Source organism: Roseobacter sp. HKCCD6576-2 (assembly GCF_013179285.1).
GTDB lineage: Bacteria > Pseudomonadota > Alphaproteobacteria > Rhodobacterales > Rhodobacteraceae > Rhodophyticola > Rhodophyticola oceani.
This window is the reverse complement of the sequence record NZ_WVNW01000001.1, coordinates 981,175-1,004,092: the sequence shown is the minus strand read 5'-3', so window position 1 is coordinate 1,004,092 and position 22,918 is coordinate 981,175. Positions and strand designations below refer to the sequence as shown.

The following is a 22,918-nucleotide window of genomic DNA, read 5'->3' as shown; positions in this document are numbered from 1 at the left end:
CAGGCACCCTACGCGCCCGTCGTGGAATCACTTAGCGCCAACCGTTTGGAGGCCTCATGCCAGTGATCGCCCGCTATGCCGTGGCCACGCTCACCCCCCTGATCTTCTTGATCCTAGGGGCCTTCTTCACCTTGCCTTTCGGCCTGGTCGCGCTGCTCTGGCTCACCCTCATCGCGGCGTTTTTGGATCAGGTCCTGGCCCCGCCCGCCTATGATCCGGAAAGCCACGCACCCTGGTCTGATCGCCTTTCCGCTGTGCTTGCCATTGGGCATTTGGCCCTGATCCCGCTGGTTTTGACCGCATTGGCGGGGCCGACGCTCGACTTCGGCCAGAAACTCGCACTGTTTTTTGCGACGGCCTCGTTCTTCGGCCAAGTCAGCCATCCGAACGCGCATGAGTTGATCCACCGGCACAAACGCTGGCTGAGCAGCCTCGGCGCGCTGGTCTATACCACGATGCTCTTTGGCCATCATACTTCGGCACATCGGCTCGTGCATCACCGCTATGTCGGCACCGAGGATGACCCGAACACCCCCCTTCCGTCAGAAGACTTTTGGGAGTTCGCCCCGAGAGCCTGGCGTGGCAGTTTCCTGGCCGGTCTTGAGCAAGAGATCAGCCGCCTGAACCGGCGCGGCAAATCGGAATGGCATCCTAGCAATCCCTATTGGTTCTGGGTCGGCGGCGGCCTGTTGATGCTGTTTCTGGCAATTGATCTAGCCGGGCTGCTCGGCCTGCTGGTCTTTCTGGCGCTGACCGCGCTGACCCATCTCCAGATCTTACTGAGCGACTATATTCAGCACTACGGGCTCCAACGGCTGGAATTGCCGGGTGGACGCCTGGAGCCCGTCGCGCCGCATCACAGTTGGAATGCCCCGAAAGGGTTCTCCAGCTACCTCATGCTGAATGCGCCCAGCCATTCGGAGCATCACATGCATCCCGACCGGCATTACGATCAGCTCGACACCACGGCCAAGGTTCCGACCCTGCCCTATTCCGTGCCGATCATGGCGATGCTCGCCGCTGTCCCCGCTGTCTGGCACCGGGTGATGGACAAACGCGCGATGAAAGTGATGCAAGCCGCCCAAGATCGCATCAGCCAGATGCCTGCCAAAGAGGCACGACCCGATCCTCAGACGACCCCAGCAAGCGCGCCGGTCACAGAGGAAGATGAGGTCGACGCTCTCATCGCGCGGGTGACGGCAGAACCCGGCACGTAACAAGTTAGAGCGTCACGCCCCGCCGCCCGGCCAAATCGGTGAAATACTGCCAGGCGACTCGGCCTGAGCGCGCGCCGCGTGTCGCCTGCCATTCGATGGCCTCGGCGCGTAGAGTATCGGCGTCGATCTCAACCTCGTAGGCCGCGCAATAGCCCTGAATCATTGCAAGATACTCATCCTGAGAGCACGGGTGGAAGCCCAGCCACAGACCAAAGCGATCGGAGAGCGACACTTTCTCCTCGACGGCTTCGGAGGGATTGATCGCGCTGGAGCGCTCATTCTCGATCATGTCGCGGGGCATGAGATGCCGGCGGTTCGAAGTGGCATAGAAAATCACATTCTCCGGGCGCCCCTCAATCCCACCATCCAGGACGGCTTTCAGAGATTTGTAATGCTGGTCATCATGGGAAAAGGAGAGGTCATCGCAAAACAGCAAAACCCGCACCGGGGCCACGCGCAGCAACGACAGGAGCCGCCCGATGGAGGGCAAATCTTCGCGCTGCACCTCGACCAATTTCGCGGGCAAGTTCTGTGCCAAAACCTCGGCATGTACGGCTTTGACAAGCGAGGATTTTCCCATCCCCCGTGCGCCCCAAAGCAGTGCGTTATTGGCCGGCAGACCTCGGGCGAATTGCAGGGTGTTTTCCAGAAGCGTGTCGCGCGCCCGGTCGATGCCAAGAAGCAGCGGCAAATCCACACGGTTCACCTGCACCACAGGCTCTAATCTGTCGGGATCCGCATGCCAGACAAAGGCCTCCGCCGCTGCCCAATCGGGGGTTTGAGCTGGAGCGGGGCGGAGCCGTTCCAACGCCTCCGCAATCCGCGTCAGGGTCGCATCACTCATACTTTGGCGTCTTCTTCGTCATCTTCATCGTCCAACAGCCCTTCGGCCCGGAGGCGGGCATCGCGCTGTCTCTCCACCAGACGCACCAGTTGGATGGAAATCTCATAGAGTCCGTAAACGACGACAAAGAGGATCAACTGCGTGATGACATCGGGCGGGGTGACCAAGGCGGCCAGAACGAGAATGCCCACCACGGCCCATTTCCGCACATTGCCCAACCCCTCGGCGCTGACCAAACCCGCCTTGCCCATCAGTGTCAGGAGTACCGGGAGCTGGAAACACAGGCCAAAAGCGAAGATGAACTTCAGAGCCAAATCCGTCGACTCGCGGATCGAACCCAAGAAGACCGTGCGCAATTCGGTTGTATCATCCGAGATCGCCGGTGGCTCCGCCCCGGTGATATAAGCGGTCAGAAGCGGTATCGCGTCGGCAAAACCGATGAAGAAATTCATCGCCAGCGGCGTGACGACGAAATGCGCGAAGGATGCGCCCAAAAGGAACAAAAGCGGCGAAGCAATTAGAAACGGCAAGAACGCGTTTTGCTCCGAACGGTAGAGGCCAGGTGCCACAAAGCGCCAGAGTTGATGCCCGATCACCGGAAACGCGATCGCAAAGCCGCCGATCACCGAAATCCGCACCAAGACGAAAAACTGCTCCTGCGGTGCGGTGAAGATCAGTTCCGGGCTTTGCCCACGCGCGACCAGCACGGCGATCAATGGCTGCTGGATGAAGTTCAAGAGCGGTTGCGCAACTGTAAAACAGGCCACCATCGCGATGACAAAGGCCAGAACCGATCGGATCAGCCGGGTTCTCAACTCCGCCAGATGTTCAATCAGCGGTGCCGCGCTGTCTTCGATTTGGTCTTCGCTGCTCATGCTTGGTCGGTTCCGGTCCGCGGCGCGGCGGCGTCATCAGCGATCTCGGCACTGTCCACAGGCGTGGCGCTTGGCGGAGACACCGCCGGCGGCGTATCGGTCTCAGGCATCGCGGCCAGCTTCGCGTTGCGGATCTCGTCCTCGCGCGCTTTGCGTTTGGCGTCGGCTGTCTCGCGTGCCGCTTTGTTATCCGCGGCGCGTTTCTCCGCCAAATTGCGCGTTTCACTGCCTTCGTCGAACTTCGTCGGATCGATATCGTCGAAAGCTTTGTTGACTGCGTCCAGCCCCATCTTCTTGGGGTTGGTCAGGTTGCGCATATCTTTGCTGATATCTTTCAATCCGCTGTCACCGGCTGCGTCATCCATCGCGCGGGTGAAATCCTTGGCCATGCCTCGGACCCGGCCAGTGACTTGACCGAAGGTGCGGAACATTTTGGGCAAGTCTTTGGGACCGACGACGATCAACGCCACGATCCCAACCACCAATAGCTCCATCATGCCGATATCTGGCATAGCCCTGCCCTATCCCTGGATCGCAGCCGCTTAGGCGTTGTCGCGTTCGCGGGGTTCCGGCGTCACATCGCGGGCGGTCTCGCCAGCATCTTCTGCGGCGGAGGCATTTTCGATCTCTTCAGTCGAATCTTTCACACCACGCTTGAACGCGGTGATGCCCTTGCCGACCTCGCCCATAAGCCCGGCAATCTTGCCGCGCCCGAAGAGCACAAGCACCACAACGGCGATCAAAAGCAGACCGGCAGGTCCGATATTGTTGAGCATGGGTTATCTCCCTTGGCGTCTGGCAGGCCCGTTGGGACCCGCGCCGCGCAATACATCTACGATCCATACGTAAGATCATCTGGGGCAGGATCAAAGCCCCAAAGGCAGGTTCATCAGGGGTTTTGGGCCGAATCGCGCGGCGGGGCAAGGAGATTCCCGATTGATCAGCCGTGATGCGGGAAGACAAAACACCTGTCGCGCCGCACGGTTAGCCAAAGCGCTGTCCCCGGTTTCGGTAGGAAAACCGCCGGAACCGTGGCCCGCAAAACCTCGTGATTGAAGTCCATCCGGAACTCCACAAGGCTTTCATGGCCCATAAATCGCGCCCGTTCGACCACACCGCGCGCAGGAACGCCGTCAGCAGGCGTCGGGTTCGGGCCTCGCCCGCCGCGATCGAAATCAATCTTCACATGCTGCGGCCGGAAAATGATCTCGACATCTGATCCGTCGGGAAACCCCGGGGCCAGAAACTGACCAAAGGCCGTATCGGTCAGCGCGCCTTCGACCCGCCCACGGATGATATTCACATCCGAGAAAAACGCCGCCGCCGCCTGATCGCAGGGCGCGTTGTAGATGTTGTAAGGCGCGCCCTGCTGGACGATCTTGCCATCGCGCATCAGCGCGATTTGATCGGCCATGCGCATTGCCTCTTCGGGCTCATGCGTGACGAGAAGGACGGCAGTGCCCTCCTCTTTCAGAAGCTGCAGCGTCTCGTCGCGAATGCCGTCGCGCAGACGGTTGTCGAGGCCGGAAAACGGCTCATCCATCAGCATGACGCAAGGCCGAGGGGCCAAGGCGCGCGCAAGGGCCACGCGCTGTTGCTCCCCACCTGACAGCATATGCGGGGATTTATCACCGTACCCGATCAGATCGACCCGTTCGAGCAACTCGCCAACCCGCGCGGCTTTTTCAGCTTTCGTTCCGGTCAACCCGAACGCAATATTCTGCGCCACACTCAAATGCGGAAAGAGCGCAAAATCCTGGAACATCAAGCCGATCCCACGACCTTCCGGGGGCAAATGGTTGGTGTCATCCGACATCACTTGGCCATCGACCCAGATTGTCCCGGCGGTCTGACGCTCGACACCGGCAATCACCCGAAGCGTCGTGGATTTCCCGCAGCCTGAGGGGCCGAGCAGACACATGATCTCCCCCGCCGCAACGGCAAGAGACACATCACGCACCACCGCGCGCCCATCGAAATGACACGAGATATTATCAACCTTCAGGCGGGAGGCATGTGGCACGGCAGTAAAAACCCGATCAATTCCATCGGGTTTCGCAGGTAACAGGGCGATCCTTGGGTTTCAAGCCTACCCGCCGTCGCTTGCTGTCAGATCGAACTGCACCTCGCCCAGCACGCGCCCATTGACCTGCACCCCAATCCGATGCGGGCCGGGATGCAGGGTGAAGGTGGTGGCATTGCCCTTGAACACATGGGTTTTGGTCAAGGTGAGCGGCGCGTCAGACGCAATCTTGGCTTGCTTGATCTTGAAAACCTTGAAGCTCTCCGCCCCGTTCGGTTTGTGAAACCAAAGCAGGTAGTCGACCAGAACGGGCACTGGCTCTGTTGCGGAAAGGGTCACAGTGATCGTGGCCCGATCGTCAATCGCAACCGGGTCGGGGGAGATCGTCAATGCGTCAAGCGTGACCGGTGCATCTGCACGAAAGCCCAACATCTCCATCGCGCCCGGGTGACCCTGTTTGACCAAGGTTCTAAGCGCGTGACGCGTCATCCAGGCGAGTTCTTTGGCATTCTGCCTGCCGGCTTTGTGCCAGCGCGCAAGTGTATCCAGAACGCGCTCGGCATCGATTTTGCTGATATCGTTCAGATGGTTGGCAACCGATCGCGTCACATAACGCGTGCGGTCGGCATGAAGCGTGTCGAGAAACTCCAGCGGCACCAGCGGATCAAGGGTAATGGCCTTGGCCCAAGGCAATTTCGGTCGGGTCCCCTCACTGACCAACCGACGCACGTGATAGTTGCCGTCTTCGGCCCATCGCCTCAACAGCGCGAGGGTTTCATCCGGCCAGCGGTTCAGGAACGGGCGGATATAGAATTCCATCGAAAACCGCTTGGTGGCCGCTTCAAGCAGATCAAAGGCCCGGTCCCGATGATCCTCCAACCCATGCCGCACGGCCAGAATCCCTGGGACCGCATGGATGAAACGGCCAAAATCATCATCGGTTTTACTTGGGTCCAGTTCCGCTGGCATCGCGGCTTCCAGCGCATCGGCCATCGCCGGGAAATCGCCGGGCAGCCGTGTTTCGACACAATCGGCGATCCACTCAAGCCGTTCCAGAAGCTCACGACCTTCCAACCCTGGCACCACCTCGGCCAGGAAGTCGCTGGCATCAAAGCCGGGCAACCCGGCAGCGTATTCTGCCGCCAGATCGCCCAGAGACTCCGGGTTAAACAGATGATCTTTGAGAGAAAATTTTTCTGTCATATCGTGAAATTGGTACCGCCGCCATCCAAGAGAATATTCTGCCCCACAATAAACCCGGCCTGCCCCGAGCAGAGATAGGCGCACATCTGACCAAACTCTTCCGCCGTGCCATAGCGCCGCGCCGGGATCGTCGCCGCACGTTTGGCGCGGGCTTCTTCCAACGTGATCCCCTCTGCCTTAACCACGCCGCCGTCCAGCGCATCGGCACGGTCGGTGGCATGAATGCCGGGCAGGAGATTGTTGATCGTCACACCATACTGCGCCACCTGCCGCGCCGTGCCCGCGACATAGCCGGTCAGCCCGGTGCGCGCGGCATTCGACAGGCCAAGCTGCGGGATCGGCGCTTTCACCGACTGCGAGGTGATATTGACCACCCTTCCCCACCCCCGATCAATCATCTTCGGCATCAGCGCCGTCATGAGGGCAATGGGTGCGAGCATATTGGCATCCAGCGCGGCAATGAACTCGTCGCGCCCCCAATCATGCCACATGCCCGGAGGGGGCCCGCCCGCATTGGTCACCAGGATGTCGATCTCGCCCGCCGCTTCCAGCAGCGTCGCACGCCCCTCTTCGCTCGTCACATCCGCCGCGACAGTCGTCACCGAGACGCCATGCGTGGCCCGGATCGCCTCGGCCGTGGCCTCCAACGCCTCGGCGCCCCGCGCATTCATCACCAAATCGCAGCCCGCCGCCGCCAAAGCCTCGGCACAACCGCGCCCCAAACCTTTGGACGAGGCGCAAACCAGTGCGCGTTTACCCGAAATTCCAAGATCCATGACATCCTCCAATTCTGTTGCCCAAGACCTAGCAGGCCACCTTCGCGATCACCAGTCCGGCTTGACCGGTCTGCCGCCCCTGCCTAGGCATGGGGGCCAGAGGAGACCCCATGACCCGACGCACGGCCCAATTCACCTTTACGACCTATCCCGCCCAAGACCTAACCGTCACCACCGGGGCCAATGAGAAAGACCCGATTGGTCTGATGAAGGATGTTGTGGCGGGCGATTACTATCGCTTGTCGCGCCAAGCGCACCCGGCAAATCTGGCGATCTGCGATGGAGAAAACGGGCAAGAGGTGGCCGATGGATCGGATGTCGGGTTTCCGGGCGACAGCGTCAACTTGGACCTTTGCCATACATTGATGGCGCCCGACGGATCGATGGTGGAGCTCTTGGTTCTCACCATCTGGTCTGACGCAAAAATGTCCCGCCACATTTTGCCCCTGACGCCGCTGCAGGTGGCCATCGACTACGAGTTGGTTACGTCTGAGACTGAAAGCGCGCCGCGGCGTTTTGCAGATATCGCCTGCGTCAGCTTCCTCGCGGGCACCCATCTGACGATGGCCGATGGCAGCCAAAAAATGGTGGAAGACCTAGCTCCGGGCGATCGCGTTCTGACCCGAGACAATGGCGCGCAGGAAATCCGCTGGATCGGGCAGCAGACCACGCGAGCCATCGGCGCCCTTGCCCCAATCCGTATTGCGGAGGGGACATTGAACGTCGCGCGCGACCTTCGCCTCTCGCCGCATCACCGCCTTTTTATCTGGCAACGCAATGACGAGGTCGGTACAGGTCGCGCGGAACTCATGGTGAAAGCCGGGTATTTGGTGAACGGTCAGACCGTGCTCCGCGAAGAAGGCGGCCATGTGGACAGCTATCAGATCGTCTTCGACGGCCATGAAATCATCTATGCCGAGGGGATCGCAGTCGAAAGCCTCTTGGTCACCAGCCAGACCCGAGCAGCCCTGCCCGAGGAGTTGGACATCGATCCGTCAGAGGCCGACCGCCTGAATGCCGCCGAGATCGAAGTCTCCCGCACGGTGCTTGATGGAAGCGACGACGCGGCCGAAAGACTGACCCGGGCCAGCAAGGGCCTTGCCAAAGACGATCCCTGACACGAGCCGAACCCGTATCAGACGCGGTGTTTTTTTCCTAGATTTGCTGCTTCGTTGTTTTCGCAGCAGGTCTCAATCTGTGCACTGGCAACGCCTTGCAGGCGTCTCGGACTTAGCTCCAGATTTGCTCCCAATACACTTCAAACCTGACAGAAACAGCGGGTCGTGTCGCGCGCTTTGCAATCTGCCCGACCATGATGCCGAAACCCTCCTAAGAAAGAATTTGAACCGCCGGTCCGCTTGCATCGACGCATGTTCAAGATGCGGGAGCCGTGTCTGAGATTGAACAGAACTTAACCATTTTTTGGAGAACAAGATGACCCTTTTTCCAACCACCCTTCGCGCGGTGTTAACCATTTCACTGCTGGCTTTGACCCCAGCTCCGGTCCTCGCATTGGATCTCGATGTGTATGACGGAATCGGCGGCGGCGGCGGTGGCGGCTTTGATGGCCCAGACGACGTGGCGTCACCAAATGATGATGACAGTCCAGACGATCCGCCCCAGATGGAATATGTCGGTCCAAGCGGCGGAGGCGGTGGGGGCGTAGCGAGCGCAAGCCAGCCCGATGGCGCGGGCATTAGCCAAAGAAGTGGCGGCGACCGCTGCCCCGGCGGCGTATCACGGTTCAACTGGGAAGCCGATGATGATGGGCATCCGATCCCGTCGACGATCGCCTGGTATTGCGTCTATCAGTAACGCCAGCCCGATATGGCAGCTGACCGGTTGGCTGAGATACGGCCGACCGGTTTCTCTCTCTCAAGCAAGGGGTATCAATTGCGCCGACGTGGTAAGCCGACTATATCCGCGCCCATGTTGGACAATCGCCCCACCCTGCCGCCCGAAATCGCCCGCCGCCGGACTTTTGCGATCATTTCGCACCCGGATGCGGGCAAAACCACGTTGACGGAGAAGTTCCTGCTCTATGGCGGCGCGATTCAGATGGCGGGCCAGGTGCGGGCGAAGGGCGAGGCGCGCAGAACGCGGTCCGACTTCATGCAAATGGAGAAGGACCGGGGGATTTCGGTCTCTGCCTCTGCCATGTCCTTCGATTTTGGCGAATACCGGTTCAACCTGGTGGACACCCCCGGCCACTCGGACTTTTCCGAAGACACCTATCGCACGCTGACCGCCGTGGATGCGGCAATCATGGTGATCGACGGCGCGAAAGGCGTCGAGAGCCAGACCCAGAAGCTCTTTGAAGTGTGCCGCCTTCGCGATTTGCCGATCTTGACTTTCTGCAACAAGATGGACCGGGAAAGCCGCGATACGTTTGATATTATTGATGAAATTCAGGAAAATCTCGCCATCGATGTGACGCCGGCCTCTTGGCCTATCGGGACAGGTCGGGAGTTCCTGGGGTGTTATGATCTGATCCGTGATCGGCTGGAACTGATGGATCGCGCCGATCGGAATGTGGTGGCTGAAAGCATCTCGATCGAAGGTCTCGATGACCCGAAACTTGCGGATCATATCCCAGAGGCGTTGCTGGAGAAGCTCCGCGAAGAGGTGGAGATGGCGCGCGAATTGCTGCCGCCGCTGGACCATCAAGCCTTTCTTGATGGGACGCTCACACCGATCTGGTTTGGCTCCGCAATCAACTCGTTCGGGGTCAAGGAACTGATGGACGGCATCGCAGGTTATGGGCCGCAACCGCAAGTCCAGTCTGCCGAACCGCGCCAAGTCGCGCCGGAAGAAACCAAGGTCGCGGGCTTCGTCTTCAAAGTGCAGGCCAATATGGACCCCAAGCACCGTGACCGCGTGGCCTTTCTCCGCGTGGCGTCGGGCCATTTCAAACGCGGCATGAAGCTGACCCATGTGCGGTCGAAAAAGCCGATGGCGATCTCGAACCCCGTGCTGTTTCTCGCCTCTGATCGGGAACTGGCCGAGGAGGCTTGGGCGGGCGACATCATCGGTATCCCGAACCATGGCCAGCTGCGCATCGGCGATGCACTGACCGAGGGTGAAGGCCTGCGCTTCACAGGCATCCCGTCCTTTGCGCCGGAACTGCTTCAAACCTGCCGCGCAGGCGATCCGATGAAGGCAAAACATCTCGACAAAGCGTTGATGCAATTCGCCGAGGAGGGGGCGGCGAAGATCTTCAAGCCCACCTTCGGCTCGGGCTTCATCGTCGGCGTCGTCGGGGCCTTGCAGTTCGAGGTTCTGGCCAGCCGGATCGAGCTGGAATACGGCCTTCCCGTCCGGTTCGAAGCGTCGCAATTCACGTCCGCCCGATGGGTCCACGGCCCGAAAGACAAGGTTGACGCTTTCGCCAATGCCAACAAGCAGCATATCGCGACGGATAATGATGGCGATCCAGTCTATCTAACCCGCCTGCAGTGGGACATTGATCGGGTCGAGCGGGATTATCCCGACATTACACTCAGCGCGACGAAGGAGTTGATGGTCTGACCCTGCAAAACCGCGTTCAGCCGACTGGGGAGATTGCCGCCATTCCGGCGCGCGGCCTCTTTACGGGCAATCGTGGCATTATTCATCGCCCCGATGGGACGCTCGGCACCTCCCGGTGGAGCCACAAGCACTGGCTGGTCTGCACCCTGACACACCCAAAGGGCCGCTATCATGGCCCCATGCCTGACCGGGGGTGGTCAGCCTTGTTTTTTCTGGATGAGGCCATCGCGCTGACGGCGGGCCATCGACCATGCCATTATTGCCGCCGCGATGCTTATCGGGCCTGGACGGCGGCATGGGCCCGCGCCACGGGTGCCCCGCCAGAGCGGATGGCGATGGACAGCGCCCTCCACCACGCGCGTGTGACGCGGACGCGCCAACAGGTCCGACATCAGGCCGAGTGTGACACCCTACCGGATTACAGCTTCATCTTGTGGAACGACCGCGCGCATATGGTGCATAATGACGCGCTTCGCCCTTATACGCCCGTTGGCTACGGCACGCCGGTGCCCAGGCCAAAGGGAAAGGTCACCGTCTTAACACCGGCGCCCACGGTCAATGTGCTCGCGGCGGGATATGTGCCGGTGCATCATCCGTCGGTCGAGGTTTAACGGCGAGTTAACCATCTTCCCGCATGGTCCCGACATGTTGGGTCGCAATCTTGTTTGGATCTTTCTTCTGTCGATGGCCTGCACGCCGCTCCTCGAGGGCGAGACATGGCATAGCCCCCACACGGACATCGCCGGCGCGGTCTCGCGGCAAGCGGTTGTCTCAGACGACAGACATCATGTCCTGGTCGGTCAGGTGATGATCCTGAACCGACGCGGCGAGGTGCACTATCTAGCCGAAATCGGTCAGGTCTCGGACGGCGTGCATCGTCGGCTGCGGATGGACAGCGCCTGGCGCGATGGGGATGTATTGCCGTTTCGCGGCCTCAGACGGACCGAGCGGTTTTGCATCGGCTTGAGCAATTGCCAGGGCTTCCGCACTGGCACGTTTGCCTTCAACCCCGAGACATTTGCAGAGGCGGTCGAAGACGGGTTCCGCGCCCATCTGATCGGGCCCGATGCCGTAATCGACATCTACCTCCCACCCGAATTGTTCGTGGATGCGGCGGACCGCGCTGGTGCCGAAGGGGTGATCGCCCCCCCCCTTTTGGCTATCCAACACATCGCGTCCTCCCGTGTAACCACGCCGCATCGCGGGTAAAATTTGACCTCCGCGCCCAATTGCCCTATGTCTCCGGCGGGTTTTGCGACAGGCGCGAGACCTCGCCGCAGAGCGCGAAGATATGCGCTCTATATATCACCGCCGGGCAATCCCGGCCTGACTGGACGCATATGACAAAATTTTCCGATCTCAGCCTTAGCCCCAAGGTTCTCAAAGCCATTGACGAAGCGGGCTATGAAACCCCCACCCCGATCCAGGAAGGGGCGATCCCGCCCGCGCTGGAAGGCCGCGATGTTCTGGGCATTGCCCAAACCGGAACCGGCAAAACCGCCAGTTTCACCCTCCCGATGATCACGATGCTGGCGCGTGGCCGCGCCCGCGCGCGCATGCCGCGAAGCTTGGTACTGTGCCCGACACGCGAGTTGGCTGCTCAGGTCGCGGAGAATTTCGACACCTATGCCAAACATGTCAAACTGACCAAGGCCCTGCTGATCGGCGGTGTCTCGTTCAAGGAACAAGACGTGCTGATCGACCGTGGCGTCGATGTCTTGATCGCCACGCCGGGCCGCCTGCTCGACCATTTCGAGCGTGGTAAGCTCTTGCTTACTGGCGTGCAGATCATGGTGGTCGATGAGGCCGACCGGATGCTCGACATGGGCTTCATCCCGGATATCGAGAAGATCTTCTCGCTGACCCCGTTCACCCGGCAAACGCTGTTTTTCTCTGCCACGATGGCGCCCGAGATCGAGCGCATCACAAACACTTTCCTCAGTGCCCCTGCCAAGATCGAAGTGGCCCGGCAGTCGACAACCTCGGACACAATCGAACAGGCCTTGGTCAGCTTCAAACCAACCCGCCGCGATATGGCCGCAAAACAGAAACGCAACATGTTGCGTGCCGTGATTGAGGCCGAGGGCAAGGCCTGCACCAACGCGATCATCTTCTGCAACCGCAAGGTCGATGTGGATATCGTCGCGAAGTCCTTGAAAAAACACGGGTTCAATGCGGAGCCGATCCATGGCGACCTGGATCAGTCGCAGCGGATGCGGACCTTGGATGGGTTCCGAGACGGGACGATCAAGTTCCTCGTCGCCTCCGATGTGGCCGCACGCGGGCTCGATATTCCGAATGTGAGCCATGTTCTGAACTACGATGTGCCGTCCCATGCCGAAGATTACGTCCACCGGATCGGGCGCACGGGCCGGGCTGGCCGCAAAGGCAAGACGGTGATGCTGCACGTGCCAGCGGACGACAAATATCTGGGCGCGATTGAAAGCTTGATCGGCAATCCAATCCCCCGGATCGATCCGCCAATGCAGATCGAAAGCGGGCGCAAAACAGATGAGACGGGCACAGACGACGCCCCACGCGAGCGCAAACCGCGCCGTAGCCGAAGCCGCCGTGACGACCCTCAAGACACCGCGTCGCCGAAAGCGGCAGACACTGTTCCAGAAGAGGCCGCCACAGAGGCCCCGCGCCCGGCCCGCCAACGGGGCAAGGATACGTCGGACCGGACCGACCGTAATGGGCGTTCCCGTGGTGGTCGTGACCGCAATGATCGGGGCGGCAACCAGGTGGTTGGGATGGGCGATCACATGCCCGATTTCATCTCGCTGAGCTTTGACGAACGCCGGGGTGGCCCCGCCGCCTCCGACGACGCGCCCAAAAAATCAAAGGCGGCCAAAGCCAAGACATCCGAGGCGGACGGTGCCGAGATCGCCGCAGAACCTGTGGCAGAAGAGGCTCCGAAACCCAAGCGTCGCCGGGCAAAGAAGGTGAAAGAGGCCGAAACGCCAACGGAACCGACAAACGAAGACGCCGCCTGAACGGATTGGGCGACACGGCTCCGTGTCGCCCGCACATTGCGAAGACGGTGTGCTTAGCTGGCCATTAACCGGCTCACCAGCACGCTGACTTCGGGCTTCTTGCCGATCTCACTGACGCAGACCTGCCGCACAGCGCGTTTGACCACTTCGTCGAGCTTATCATCATCGCCGACCGTCTGATCATTCAAACGCGGCAGAAGCTCGGCCAGATCATCCTCGATCATCTCAGCCAGATCAGCGCCATTTCCAACCATTTCAGGCAAGCCGCGCAGTTCGACCCAACTGTCTTCGAGAATCTGATCATCCTCATCGACGACCAGGGCCACAATGACCAAACCGTTGATCGCGATCTTCATCCGATCCCGGATCACGCCATCAAAGGCCCCCACATGGGCCGTGCCATCAAGATAGGTCTTCGTCACCTCGATATGCTCGACGACACTTGGTTGATTGCCGGAAAGCTCGACCATCGCCCCATTCGGCGCAACAATACCAAGCAAGCCTTTCTCCATCGCCACTCGTGCATGTTCGCGCAAATGCCGGAACTCGCCATGGTTGGGCAGCAATATCTGCGGCCGGACCAAATCATGCATCGCCTCCAGATCGGGCCGATTGGCATGGCCGGAGACATGGTAAAACCCGGCGCTTTCATCCACAACGCGGACACCCTTTTCGGCCAGTGCATTTTGGATATGGCCGACGGACACCTCATTGCCGGGGATGGTTTTCGAGGAGAAGAGGAACATATCCCCCTCGGCCAGTTCCATGCCGAGGTATTTGCCCCGTGATAGCGCAGCCGAGGCCGCGCGGCGCTCACCCTGGCTTCCGGTCACGATCAGCATTAGATTTTCACGGGGAATATCAGACGCTTCCTCCGGGCTGACGGTTGCGGGGAAATCCGTCAGAACGCCGCTTTCAACGCCTGCGGCCACCATCCGTTTCATCGCCCGGCCCATCAGACAAATGGAACGGCCATTGGCCTTGCCGGCATCAGCCAGCGTTTTCAGCCGCGCAATGTTGGAGGCGAAAGTCGTGGCAACCACCATACCCTTGGCACCCGCAATCAGCTTGCCAATCGGCTCCGGCAATTGGCTCTCGCTCCGGCCCGGATGGCCGGAAAAGACATTGGTGGAATCGCAAATCAGCGCCAAGACCCCATCCTGCGCGACCTGTTTCCACAACTCTTCATCAAAGGGCTCGCCCACGACCGGCTCATGGTCAATTTTGAAGTCGCCGGAATGCACAACCCGGCCCTCTGGCGTGTCGATCACCAATGCAGACGCCTCCGGGATCGAATGCGAAATCGGCGCGAATTGCACGCGAAATGGGCCAGCCTCCACCACCTCAGGATAGGCCTCGACGACCTGTACGATCTCGGGATCTTGGCCCGCATCCTCCAGTTTGCGCCGGGCGTGGATCGCGGTGAAGGCGCGGGTATAGACTGGCGCTTTCAACTGGCTCCAGAGATGCCCAACCGCGCCCACATGATCTTCATGCGCATGGGTTATGAAAATCCCATCAAGCCGGTCCGCGCGCGCCGCCAGCCAAGATACATCCGGCAGGATCAGGTCAACCCCAGGCTGCCCATCCATATCGGGGAAACTGACACCGATATCGACCAGAATGAAACGCTCTTTCCCTTCCGGTCCATAACCATAGAGATAGCAATTCATCCCGATTTCCCCCGCGCCACCGAGAGGGAGATAGATCAGCCGTGCGCGATCACTCATAAGCTGCCGTTTTCCTTGTTATGCGAATAGATGACCGTGAGGCCATGCATCGTCAGATCATCTTCGATCAGGTCAAATAACACATCACCGGTTGAGAACAACGGCGCAAGCCCGCCAGTGCCGACAATCCGCATCGGCTTGTCATATTCGCCGCGAATCCGGTCAGTGATGCCGCGCACCAGGCCCACATAGCCCCAGAAGACGCCGGATTGCATACAGGCCACGGTGTTGGTGCCAATGACCGCTTGCGGTTTGGTCACGTCCACATGCGGGAGAGCGGCGGCGGCGTGGTGCAGCGCCTCCAGACTCAGGTTCACGCCCGGCGCGATCACCCCGCCCACATAGGCGCCATCCTCGGCGACCACATCAAAGGTGGTCGCGGTGCCAAAATCGACGACGATCAGATCGCCGCCATGGCGATCATGGGCCCCGGCGGTGTTGACCAGCCGGTCCGGCCCGACCTGCGTGCCCTCATCGACGCGCGGTGCGGTCGGTAGCAAACATTCCGGTTTGCCAACCACCAGGGGCCGTGTGTCAAAATAGCGGTCGCAGAGCACGCGCAGGTTGAAAACCACACGCGGCACGGTTGATGAGATGATGCAATCGGTGATCTCCACATCCAGCTTTTGGTTCTCCATCAGGGTCGAGAACCAGACGAAATACTGATCCGCTGTGCGTTGATGCTCGGTCGAGGTGCGGAAAGTCGCGAGGAATTCGGTCCCGTTCCAAACCGAGAAAACCGTGTTTGTATTGCCGCAATCGATGCAAAGAAGCATGCGCTCGCTCCCGTCAGAAATGGATCTCCGCCGCCGGGATGGACCGGCGGCCTTTCGGCGTCTCTAGGACCAAGTTACCGTCTTCGTCCACTGTCTCGAACACGCCGGTCGTCTCGTCTTGCGCAGTTCGCGCCGTGATTGTTTCACCCAGACGCGCCGCATGGGCCAACCATTCGGTGCGGATCGGTGCAAACCCATAGGTCGTGAACTGCGCCTCATAACGCGCAAAGGCCGCGGAAAGAAAATCGAGGAAATCTTGCGGCGTGATCTTGAGCCCCGTCTCTCCAAACACACTGACTGGCGGCAGTGCGTGGGCGTCGACCTCCGCCGGTTTCGGAGCAGCGGCCAAGTTGACGCCGATCCCGATCACCAGATGTGAGACGGCAGCGCCCGCACCAAGGCTTTCCAGAAGAATTCCAGCCACTTTACCGCCGTTTAGCAGCACGTCATTGGGCCATTTCAGTGAGATCATATGCTCCGGCACACCCATCGCCAGAAATGCATCGCGAAGCGCGAGAGACGCGACAAAGGACCGAAGCGCGGCCTGCCCTGGCCCGCCGTCGGGGCGCATCACCAAGGAGGCCGAAAAGTTGCCTTTAGGTTGCACCCAGGCGCGACCGCGTCGTCCGCGCGCCGCGGTTTGTTTCAGGGCCAAAATCCATTCAGGCCCCGCCAGCGTCGGCGCAACCCGGGCGGCCTCTAGCATCGTGCTATCGGTTTCGGTCAAGACCCGACGGGCAACGCCATCGGGCCAGATGGGTGGGTTAGCGGACAAGCGTCGCGGCGGCCGCTTCGGCCAGGCCGTCCACGCCAAAAAGGTTGATCACCCCAAAGAGCATGATCGCGGCGGAGGCCATGAGACCCACCCAAGGCACCATCCCCATCTGACCGTCCAGCCCGTCTTCGTCGGCCCCAAAATACATGAAATAGACGATACGCAGATAATAGAACGCGCCGATCACCGAGGCGATCACGCCCGCGACCGCCAGCCAGACCAGGCCCGCATCGACCGCCGCCAGAAGCACCGCATATTTGCCGAAGAAACCGACCAGCGGCGGAACGCCGGCGAGGCTGAACATCAAGACCAGGATCGCCAGTGCCTTCAGCGGCTCTTTCGACGCAAAACTGTTCAGCGATGAGATCTCCGTCACATGCCGCCCATCTTTCTCCATCGACAGGATGAAGGCGAAGGTGCCGATATTCATCGTCACATAGATCGCCATATAGATCAGCATCGCGGTCACGCCTTGCTCGGTCCCCGCGGAGAGGCCCATCAGGGCAAAGCCCATATGGCTGATTGAGGAATAGGCCATCAGCCGTTTGATGTCGGTCTGCCCAATCGCGGCGATGGCGCCGAGGAACATCGAGAAGACGGCGAGGAACGCCACGATTTGTTGCCAGTCGCCCACAACGCCGCCAAAGGCGTCATGCACAACGCGCGCGAACAGCGCCATCGCGGCAACTTTCGGGGCGGTGGCGAAGAAAGCGGTGACCGGCGTCGGCGAACCTTCATAAACATCTGGCGTCCACATATGGAACGGCGCGGCAGACACTTTGAAGGCCATGCCCGCGATGAGGAAGGCCAAACCGAAGAGCAGGCCAAGCGACGCCTCACCGCCGGTTGCCGCCTCGATGATGCCGGAGAAGAGCGTGGTGCCCGCAAAGCCATACACCAGCGACGCGCCGTAGAGCAGAAGACCCGAGGAGAGAGCGCCCAGGATGAAGTATTTCAGGCCAGCTTCGGTCGAGCGCACACTGTCACGTCGCAGCGAGGCAATCACGTAAAGCGACAGCGATTGCAGTTCGAGCCCCATATAAAGCGCCATCAGATCGCCAGCGGACACCATCATCATCATGCCGACCGTCGCCAGCGTGATCAGCATCGGATATTCGAACCTCAGGAGATCAGATTTCTCCATATAGTCATGGCTAACCAAGAGTATCGCCGCGGCGGAGAGCAAAATGGTGATCTTCGCAAACCGCGCAAAGCCATCGTCAATGAACATACCACCAAAGGCAATACGCGTGCCCTCAGCAGTGACGCCAATATAGAAGGCCATCACCACGAAAAGCGCCGCCGTGGCATAGGTCAGCGTCGACGCCATACCGTCTTTCGAGGTGTAGACCGCCCCGATCAACCCCACCATGGCGTAGATGGCGAGAACGATCTCAGGGATCAGGATGGACAGATCCGTGCCGATCATGGCGTTACCTCAATGGCTCGCGATCAACGTGTCGGGCACATGGTGCTCCAACGCGAGATCGTATTGGGTCAAAAGCGCCTCCACCGAGGGGCCGATCACATCGGTCACCAGGCTCGGATAGACGCCCAAAAGCAGGGTCATGACGATAAGCGGCGCAAAAATCGCCCGCTCGCGGCCCGTCATGTCAGTGATGGATTTCAAGCTTTCCTTGATCAGATCGCCAAAGACAACCCGGCGGTAGAGCCACAGCGCATAACCCGCCGAGAGGATCACACCGGTTGCGGCCAGAACGCCGATCCAGGTGTTGACCTGGAACACGCCGATAAGCGTCAGGAACTCCCCGACGAAGCCGGAGGTGCCCGGCAGGCCGACATTGGCCATCGTGAAGAGCATGAACACCGCCGCATAAGCGGGCATCCGGGTCACCAGCCCGCCATAGGCGTCGATATCGCGCGTGTGCATCCGGTCATAGATCACGCCGACGCAGAGGAAGAGCGCACCCGAGATAAAGCCATGGCTGATCATCTGAAAGATCGCGCCATCCACACCTTGTTGGTTGGCGGCGAAAATACCCATGGTCACAAAGCCCATATGGGCGACCGAGCTATAGGCGATCAGCTTCTTCATATCCTCCTGCACCATCGCGACCAGCGAGGTGTAGATAATCGCAATCACGCTGAGCCACATGACCAGCGGCGCCATGATATCGGAGGCAACGGGGAACATCGGGATCGAGAAGCGCAGGAAGCCATAGCCGCCCATTTTCAACAGGATCGCGGCCAGAACGACCGAGCCCGCCGTGGGCGCTTGCACGTGGGCATCCGGCAGCCAGGTATGGACCGGCCACATCGGCATCTTCACCGCAAAACTGGCGAAGAACGCGATCCACATGAGCATCTGCATGCCGCCCGCGATCTGCCATCCCAGGAGCGTGATCGGTCCGGCGCTGAATTGATGCTGCAGCAGGCTCGGAATGTCGGTCGTGCCTGCATCCACATACATGCCCACCATCGCGACCAGCATGAGGACCGAGCCGAGGAAGGTGTAGAGGAAGAACTTGAAGCTGGCATAGATGCGGTTCTTGCCGCCCCAGATACCGATGATCAGGAACATCGGGATAAGGCCTGCCTCGAAGAACAGGTAGAACAGGACCAGATCAAGCGCGACGAAAACCCCGATCATCAAGGTCTCGAGGATCAAAAGCGCGATCATGTATTCCTTGACCCGATGGGTGACGTCCCAACAGGCGGCGATGACCAGCGGCATCAGGAAGGTGGTCAAGAGCACAAACAGCACACTGATCCCGTCCACACCGACCTTGTAGGTCAGGCCCAGAAGCCAATCGTACTCTTCGACCATCTGGAAGCCGGTATTCTGCGGATCGAATTCCAGCAGAACAAAAAGCGAGATCACAAAGGTAGCCGTCGTCGCCGCCAGCGCCAAGCGTTTGGCGTTGAGCTGTGCGGCCGCGTCATTGCCCCGCAGCAAAAGCGCCATGATCAGCGCGGCCACCAGCGGAAGGAAGGTTACGATGGAAAGAAGTTGGTCCATGTCTTGTCTCTTAACCCCCGACCGAGAGGGTGACCCAGGTGATCAAAAGCACGATCCCCAGCACCATCGCAAAGGCGTAATGGAAGATGTAACCGGACTGCGCCCGCCCTGCGAGCCGGGTCAGGAAAGGGATGATCCCCATCGCCAGACCGTTGATGCCCCCGTCGATCACATCACCATCGCCGCGTTTCCAGAGGAACCGGCCAAGCGCCACCGCGGGCCGCACAAAGACCGCCTCGTAAATCTCATCGAAATACCATTTGTTAAGCAGGAACCGGTAAAGGACCGGGTTCGTCTCCGCCCACCGGCGCGGCAGGCTCGGCACCGCGACATAGAACATGTAAGCGACGAACAGCCCGAGCAGCATCGCCACGGCAGGCGACCATTTCACCCAAGTCGGCACCTCATGGGCCTCGTTCAATACATCGTTGTCAGGGCCGGCATGGATCGCACCTTCGCCTGGCGGGCTGGTGAAGACATAATGGGCATAGCCATGGTCGCCCTCGTCCCCATGCGCCGCGTCGGTGGCATAGGCGTCGCCGCCATGGCTCTCCTCGGAGGCGCTTTCCTCGCCATGGCTTTCGTCAGCCCCGTGGCTGTCATCGCCATGGGCCGCATCACCATGCTCACCGGCGACAGCGTACTCGACACCGAAGAATTCGGCCACCTGATCGGTTTTGCCGAAGAAGCTGTTATACCAAACGACGCCCGAGAAGATCGCGCCGATGGCCAGCGCCCCAAGCGGCACCAGCATGGTCCAGGGGCTCTCATGGGCATGATCATGAGTGTGTTTGTCGCCCCGCGGCGCGCCGAAGAAGGTCATGAACATCAGACGCCAGGAATAGAAGCTGGTGAATACCGCCGCGATGATCAGCATCCAGAAGGCGTATTGGCCAAGCCCGCCACCAAAGGCAAAGGCGCTTTCCACCACTGCGTCCTTGGAGAAGAACCCGGCGAAGCCGAAATAGGTGGTCGGGATACCGACCCCGGTAATCGCCAGCGTGCCGATCATCATCGCCCAGAACGTGTAGGGGATCTTCTTCCGAAGGCCGCCATAGTTCCGCATGTCCTGCTCATGATGCATCGCATGGATGACGGAACCGGCGCCCAGGAAGAGCATCGCCTTGAAGAAGGCGTGGGTGAAGAGATGGAACATCGCAACCGAGTAAACGCCAACGCCCGCGGCCACGAACATGTAGCCAAGCTGCGAACAGGTCGAATAGGCGATGACCCGTTTGATATCGTTCTGCACCAGCCCCACAGTGGCGGCGAAGAACGCCGTGGCCGCGCCGATCAGGATGATGAAATTGGTCGCAAACGGCGCGTATTCCATGATCGGCGACATCCGGCAAACCAGGAAGACACCCGCCGTTACCATGGTGGCTGCGTGGATCAGCGCGGAGACCGGCGTCGGGCCTTCCATCGCGTCTGGCAACCAGGTGTGCAAGAAAAGCTGCGCCGATTTCCCCATCGCACCGATGAAGAGCAACATGGCGATGGTGTTGACCGCATTCACCTCATAGCCGAGGAAATTGAACGTCGCCTCCGCCAGTTCCGGGCCCATGGCCAAGACCACATCGAAATTGATGCTATCCGACATCCAGAAGAGCGCGAAAATCCCAAGAAGGAAGCCGAAATCGCCAACCCGGTTGACGATGAAGGCTTTCATCGCCGCAGCGCCAGCCGAGGGTTTGCGGTAGTAAAAGCCGATCAACAGGTAGGACGCGACACCCACACCCTCCCAACCGAAGAAGAGCTGCAAGAGGTTATCGGCAGTGACCAGCACCAACATGGTGAAGGTGAAGAACGACAGATAGGCAAAGAAACGCGGGCGATAGCTCTCGCCCTCTTTGAAATTGTCGTCATGGGCCATGTAGCCGAAAGAATAGAGATGCACGAGCGCCGAGACCGTGGTGATCACGATCAACATGATCGCCGTCAGCCGGTCGATGCGAATACCCCAGGACGTGTCGAGCGTGCCCGAGGCGATCCAGGTGAAGAGCGGCTCGGTGTAATAGCCATTCTCATGCGCACTTGGGTCGAAACTGAGGAAGATGATCCAGCTCAGGAGCATCGAGAGGAACAAGAACCCGGTCGCCGTAGCGCAGGCCGCCTGTTCCCCGATCAACCGCCAGGAAAATCCGCAGATAAGGGCACCAACCAGCGGCGCGAAAAGGAGGATGGTTTCCATGGCGCGCTAGCCCTTCATCACATTGACATCTTCCACCGCGATCGTGCCGCGGTTGCGGAAGAAACAGACCAGAATGGCCAGACCAATCGCCGCCTCGGCGGCAGCAACGGTCAGAACGAACATGGTAAAGACCTGCCCCGTCAGATCACCTAGGAAGCTGGAGAAGGCCACAAGGTTGATATTGACCGCGAGCAGCATCAACTCGATCGACATCAGAATGACGATCACATTCTTCCGGTTCAGGAAAATCCCGAAAATCCCAATGACGAACAGCGCCGCTGCCACCGTCAGGTAATGTTCCAGTCCAATACTCATCTCGTCCCTCCGGGGCGCCGTTGCACGTCCCCATCTGTCGTTCTTCTTCGCCGCCGGAATGCGGCTGGAGCGGGTTTAGAGCCCCTGCCCCGGTTTCACGTCTTTCAATTCCATCGCCTTGGCCGGATCACGCATCATCTGGGCCACCACGTCCTGGCGTTTTATGTCCTGGCGATGGCGCAACGTCAGCACGATGGCACCGATCATCGCCACCAATAGGATCAAACCCGCCAGTTGGAAGAGCAGGATGTATTGATCATAGATCAGCAGACCCAGGGCTCGCGTGTTGTGGATCTCATCCAGCGGCGGCGTGGGGTTGCCCAGGCGCTGATCAATCCCTTCGGAGAACTGCCAAGTGCCAAGCGCCAGCCCCAGTTGCATCAGCAGCACGATACCGATCAGCCCCGCAACGGGGATGTATTTGGCCATCTCCGCCTTCAGCTCGGCAAAATCCACATCCAGCATCATCACCACAAAGAGGAACAGCACCGCGACCGCGCCGACATAGACGATGATCAAGAGCATCGCGACAAATTCCGCGCCCAGCATCACGAACAGGCCCGCCGACGACAGGAAGGCCAGGATCAGCCAGAGCACCGAATGCACCGGGTTGCGCGCCACGACCACGAAAAGCGCCGCCGTCACCACGGTGATCGCAAAGAGGTAAAATGTGAAATCCGCGATGCCCA

22 protein-coding genes are annotated in these 22,918 nt (G+C 60.0%); 7 read left to right on the top strand and 15 right to left on the bottom strand.

All coding sequences use genetic code 11. The features are described 5' to 3' along the window. Positions 1 to 56: 56 nt before the first annotated feature. A complete protein-coding gene (locus GTF44_RS05015; RefSeq protein WP_171557979.1) occupies positions 57 to 1,217 on the top strand; it encodes an alkane 1-monooxygenase in 1,161 nt (386 codons plus the stop codon). 4 nt (positions 1,218 to 1,221) lie between these two features. Here the strand turns inward: GTF44_RS05015 and GTF44_RS05010 are convergent, their stop codons facing one another. The 7 genes from GTF44_RS05010 to GTF44_RS04980 all read right to left on the bottom strand — a co-directional run bounded on the left by GTF44_RS05010 (position 1,222) and on the right by GTF44_RS04980 (position 6,938). Next, positions 1,222 to 2,061 (bottom strand): ATP-binding protein, encoded by an 840-nt coding sequence (locus GTF44_RS05010; protein WP_171557978.1) that lies wholly within the window; start codon positions 2,059 to 2,061, stop codon positions 1,222 to 1,224. Next, positions 2,058 to 2,936 (bottom strand): twin-arginine translocase subunit TatC, encoded by an 879-nt coding sequence (tatC, locus tag GTF44_RS05005; protein WP_171557976.1) that lies wholly within the window; start codon positions 2,934 to 2,936, stop codon positions 2,058 to 2,060. Before tatC ends, GTF44_RS05010 begins: the two co-directional genes overlap by 4 nt. Further along, a complete protein-coding gene (tatB, locus tag GTF44_RS05000) occupies positions 2,933 to 3,448 on the bottom strand; it encodes a Sec-independent protein translocase protein TatB (protein WP_171557974.1) in 516 nt (171 codons plus the stop codon). Before tatB ends, tatC begins: the two co-directional genes overlap by 4 nt. Before the next feature lie 30 nt (positions 3,449 to 3,478). Next, positions 3,479 to 3,712 (bottom strand): twin-arginine translocase TatA/TatE family subunit, encoded by a 234-nt coding sequence (locus tag GTF44_RS04995; protein ID WP_171557972.1) that lies wholly within the window; start codon positions 3,710 to 3,712, stop codon positions 3,479 to 3,481. Between the two features lie 164 nt (positions 3,713 to 3,876). After that, positions 3,877 to 4,899 carry an ABC transporter ATP-binding protein gene (locus GTF44_RS04990; protein ID WP_367383453.1) on the bottom strand — a complete coding sequence of 341 codons (1,023 nt, stop codon included), beginning with the start codon at positions 4,897 to 4,899 and terminating at the stop codon, positions 3,877 to 3,879. A gap of 126 nt (positions 4,900 to 5,025) precedes the next feature. Further along, entirely contained in the window at positions 5,026 to 6,162 is a 1,137-nt protein-coding gene (locus GTF44_RS04985) for a hypothetical protein (protein ID WP_171557971.1), read from the bottom strand. Continuing rightward, positions 6,159 to 6,938 carry an SDR family oxidoreductase gene (locus GTF44_RS04980; protein ID WP_171557969.1) on the bottom strand — a complete coding sequence of 260 codons (780 nt, stop codon included), beginning with the start codon at positions 6,936 to 6,938 and terminating at the stop codon, positions 6,159 to 6,161. Before GTF44_RS04980 ends, GTF44_RS04985 begins: the two co-directional genes overlap by 4 nt. A gap of 110 nt (positions 6,939 to 7,048) precedes the next feature. Here GTF44_RS04980 and GTF44_RS04975 point away from each other — a divergent pair, with 110 nt between their 5' ends. From GTF44_RS04975 to GTF44_RS04950, 6 genes are all read left to right on the top strand, one after another. Continuing rightward, positions 7,049 to 8,056, top strand: a complete 1,008-nt coding sequence (locus GTF44_RS04975) for a Hint domain-containing protein (RefSeq protein ID WP_171557967.1) — start codon at positions 7,049 to 7,051, stop codon at positions 8,054 to 8,056. Between the two features lie 316 nt (positions 8,057 to 8,372). Continuing rightward, positions 8,373 to 8,753, top strand: a complete 381-nt coding sequence (locus GTF44_RS04970) for a hypothetical protein (protein WP_171557965.1) — start codon at positions 8,373 to 8,375, stop codon at positions 8,751 to 8,753. A 114-nt stretch (positions 8,754 to 8,867) separates the two neighbouring features. Further along, on the top strand, positions 8,868 to 10,466 hold the full coding sequence (locus GTF44_RS04965; RefSeq protein WP_171557964.1) for a peptide chain release factor 3: 1,599 nt from the start codon (positions 8,868 to 8,870) through the stop codon (positions 10,464 to 10,466). Between the two features lie 203 nt (positions 10,467 to 10,669). Further along, positions 10,670 to 11,077, top strand: a complete 408-nt coding sequence (locus tag GTF44_RS04960; protein ID WP_253261152.1) for a hypothetical protein — start codon at positions 10,670 to 10,672, stop codon at positions 11,075 to 11,077. Between the two features lie 34 nt (positions 11,078 to 11,111). Beyond that, positions 11,112 to 11,675 (top strand): hypothetical protein, encoded by a 564-nt coding sequence (locus tag GTF44_RS04955; protein WP_171557962.1) that lies wholly within the window; start codon positions 11,112 to 11,114, stop codon positions 11,673 to 11,675. A gap of 131 nt (positions 11,676 to 11,806) precedes the next feature. Further along, on the top strand, positions 11,807 to 13,462 hold the full coding sequence (locus tag GTF44_RS04950) for a DEAD/DEAH box helicase (protein ID WP_171557961.1): 1,656 nt from the start codon (positions 11,807 to 11,809) through the stop codon (positions 13,460 to 13,462). Between the two features lie 53 nt (positions 13,463 to 13,515). Here GTF44_RS04950 and GTF44_RS04945 read toward each other — a convergent pair whose 3' ends face one another. The 8 genes from GTF44_RS04945 to GTF44_RS04910 all read right to left on the bottom strand — a co-directional run bounded on the left by GTF44_RS04945 (position 13,516) and on the right by GTF44_RS04910 (position 22,913). Continuing rightward, positions 13,516 to 15,192 (bottom strand): ribonuclease J, encoded by a 1,677-nt coding sequence (locus GTF44_RS04945; RefSeq protein ID WP_171557959.1) that lies wholly within the window; start codon positions 15,190 to 15,192, stop codon positions 13,516 to 13,518. Then, on the bottom strand, positions 15,189 to 15,968 hold the full coding sequence (locus GTF44_RS04940) for a type III pantothenate kinase (protein ID WP_145211065.1): 780 nt from the start codon (positions 15,966 to 15,968) through the stop codon (positions 15,189 to 15,191). Before GTF44_RS04940 ends, GTF44_RS04945 begins: the two co-directional genes overlap by 4 nt. 13 nt (positions 15,969 to 15,981) lie before the next feature. Beyond that, entirely contained in the window at positions 15,982 to 16,743 is a 762-nt protein-coding gene (locus GTF44_RS04935) for a biotin--[acetyl-CoA-carboxylase] ligase (protein ID WP_301270748.1), read from the bottom strand. Next, complete coding sequence (gene nuoN / locus GTF44_RS04930) at positions 16,733 to 18,172, bottom strand: NADH-quinone oxidoreductase subunit NuoN (RefSeq protein WP_171557957.1); 1,440 nt, start codon at positions 18,170 to 18,172, stop codon at positions 16,733 to 16,735. Before nuoN ends, GTF44_RS04935 begins: the two co-directional genes overlap by 11 nt. A 9-nt stretch (positions 18,173 to 18,181) precedes the next feature. Further along, on the bottom strand, positions 18,182 to 19,723 hold the full coding sequence (locus GTF44_RS04925; protein WP_171557956.1) for an NADH-quinone oxidoreductase subunit M: 1,542 nt from the start codon (positions 19,721 to 19,723) through the stop codon (positions 18,182 to 18,184). A 10-nt stretch (positions 19,724 to 19,733) separates the two neighbouring features. Continuing rightward, positions 19,734 to 21,914 carry an NADH-quinone oxidoreductase subunit L gene (nuoL, locus tag GTF44_RS04920; protein WP_171557954.1) on the bottom strand — a complete coding sequence of 727 codons (2,181 nt, stop codon included), beginning with the start codon at positions 21,912 to 21,914 and terminating at the stop codon, positions 19,734 to 19,736. Positions 21,915 to 21,920: 6 nt separating this feature from the next. After that, the gene (gene nuoK / locus GTF44_RS04915; protein WP_145211076.1) at positions 21,921 to 22,229 is read right to left on the bottom strand and encodes an NADH-quinone oxidoreductase subunit NuoK; all 309 of its coding nucleotides are present in this window, start codon (positions 22,227 to 22,229) and stop codon (positions 21,921 to 21,923) included. 75 nt (positions 22,230 to 22,304) lie between these two features. After that, complete coding sequence (locus GTF44_RS04910) at positions 22,305 to 22,913, bottom strand: NADH-quinone oxidoreductase subunit J (protein WP_171558628.1); 609 nt, start codon at positions 22,911 to 22,913, stop codon at positions 22,305 to 22,307. Positions 22,914 to 22,918: the final 5 nt, after the last annotated feature.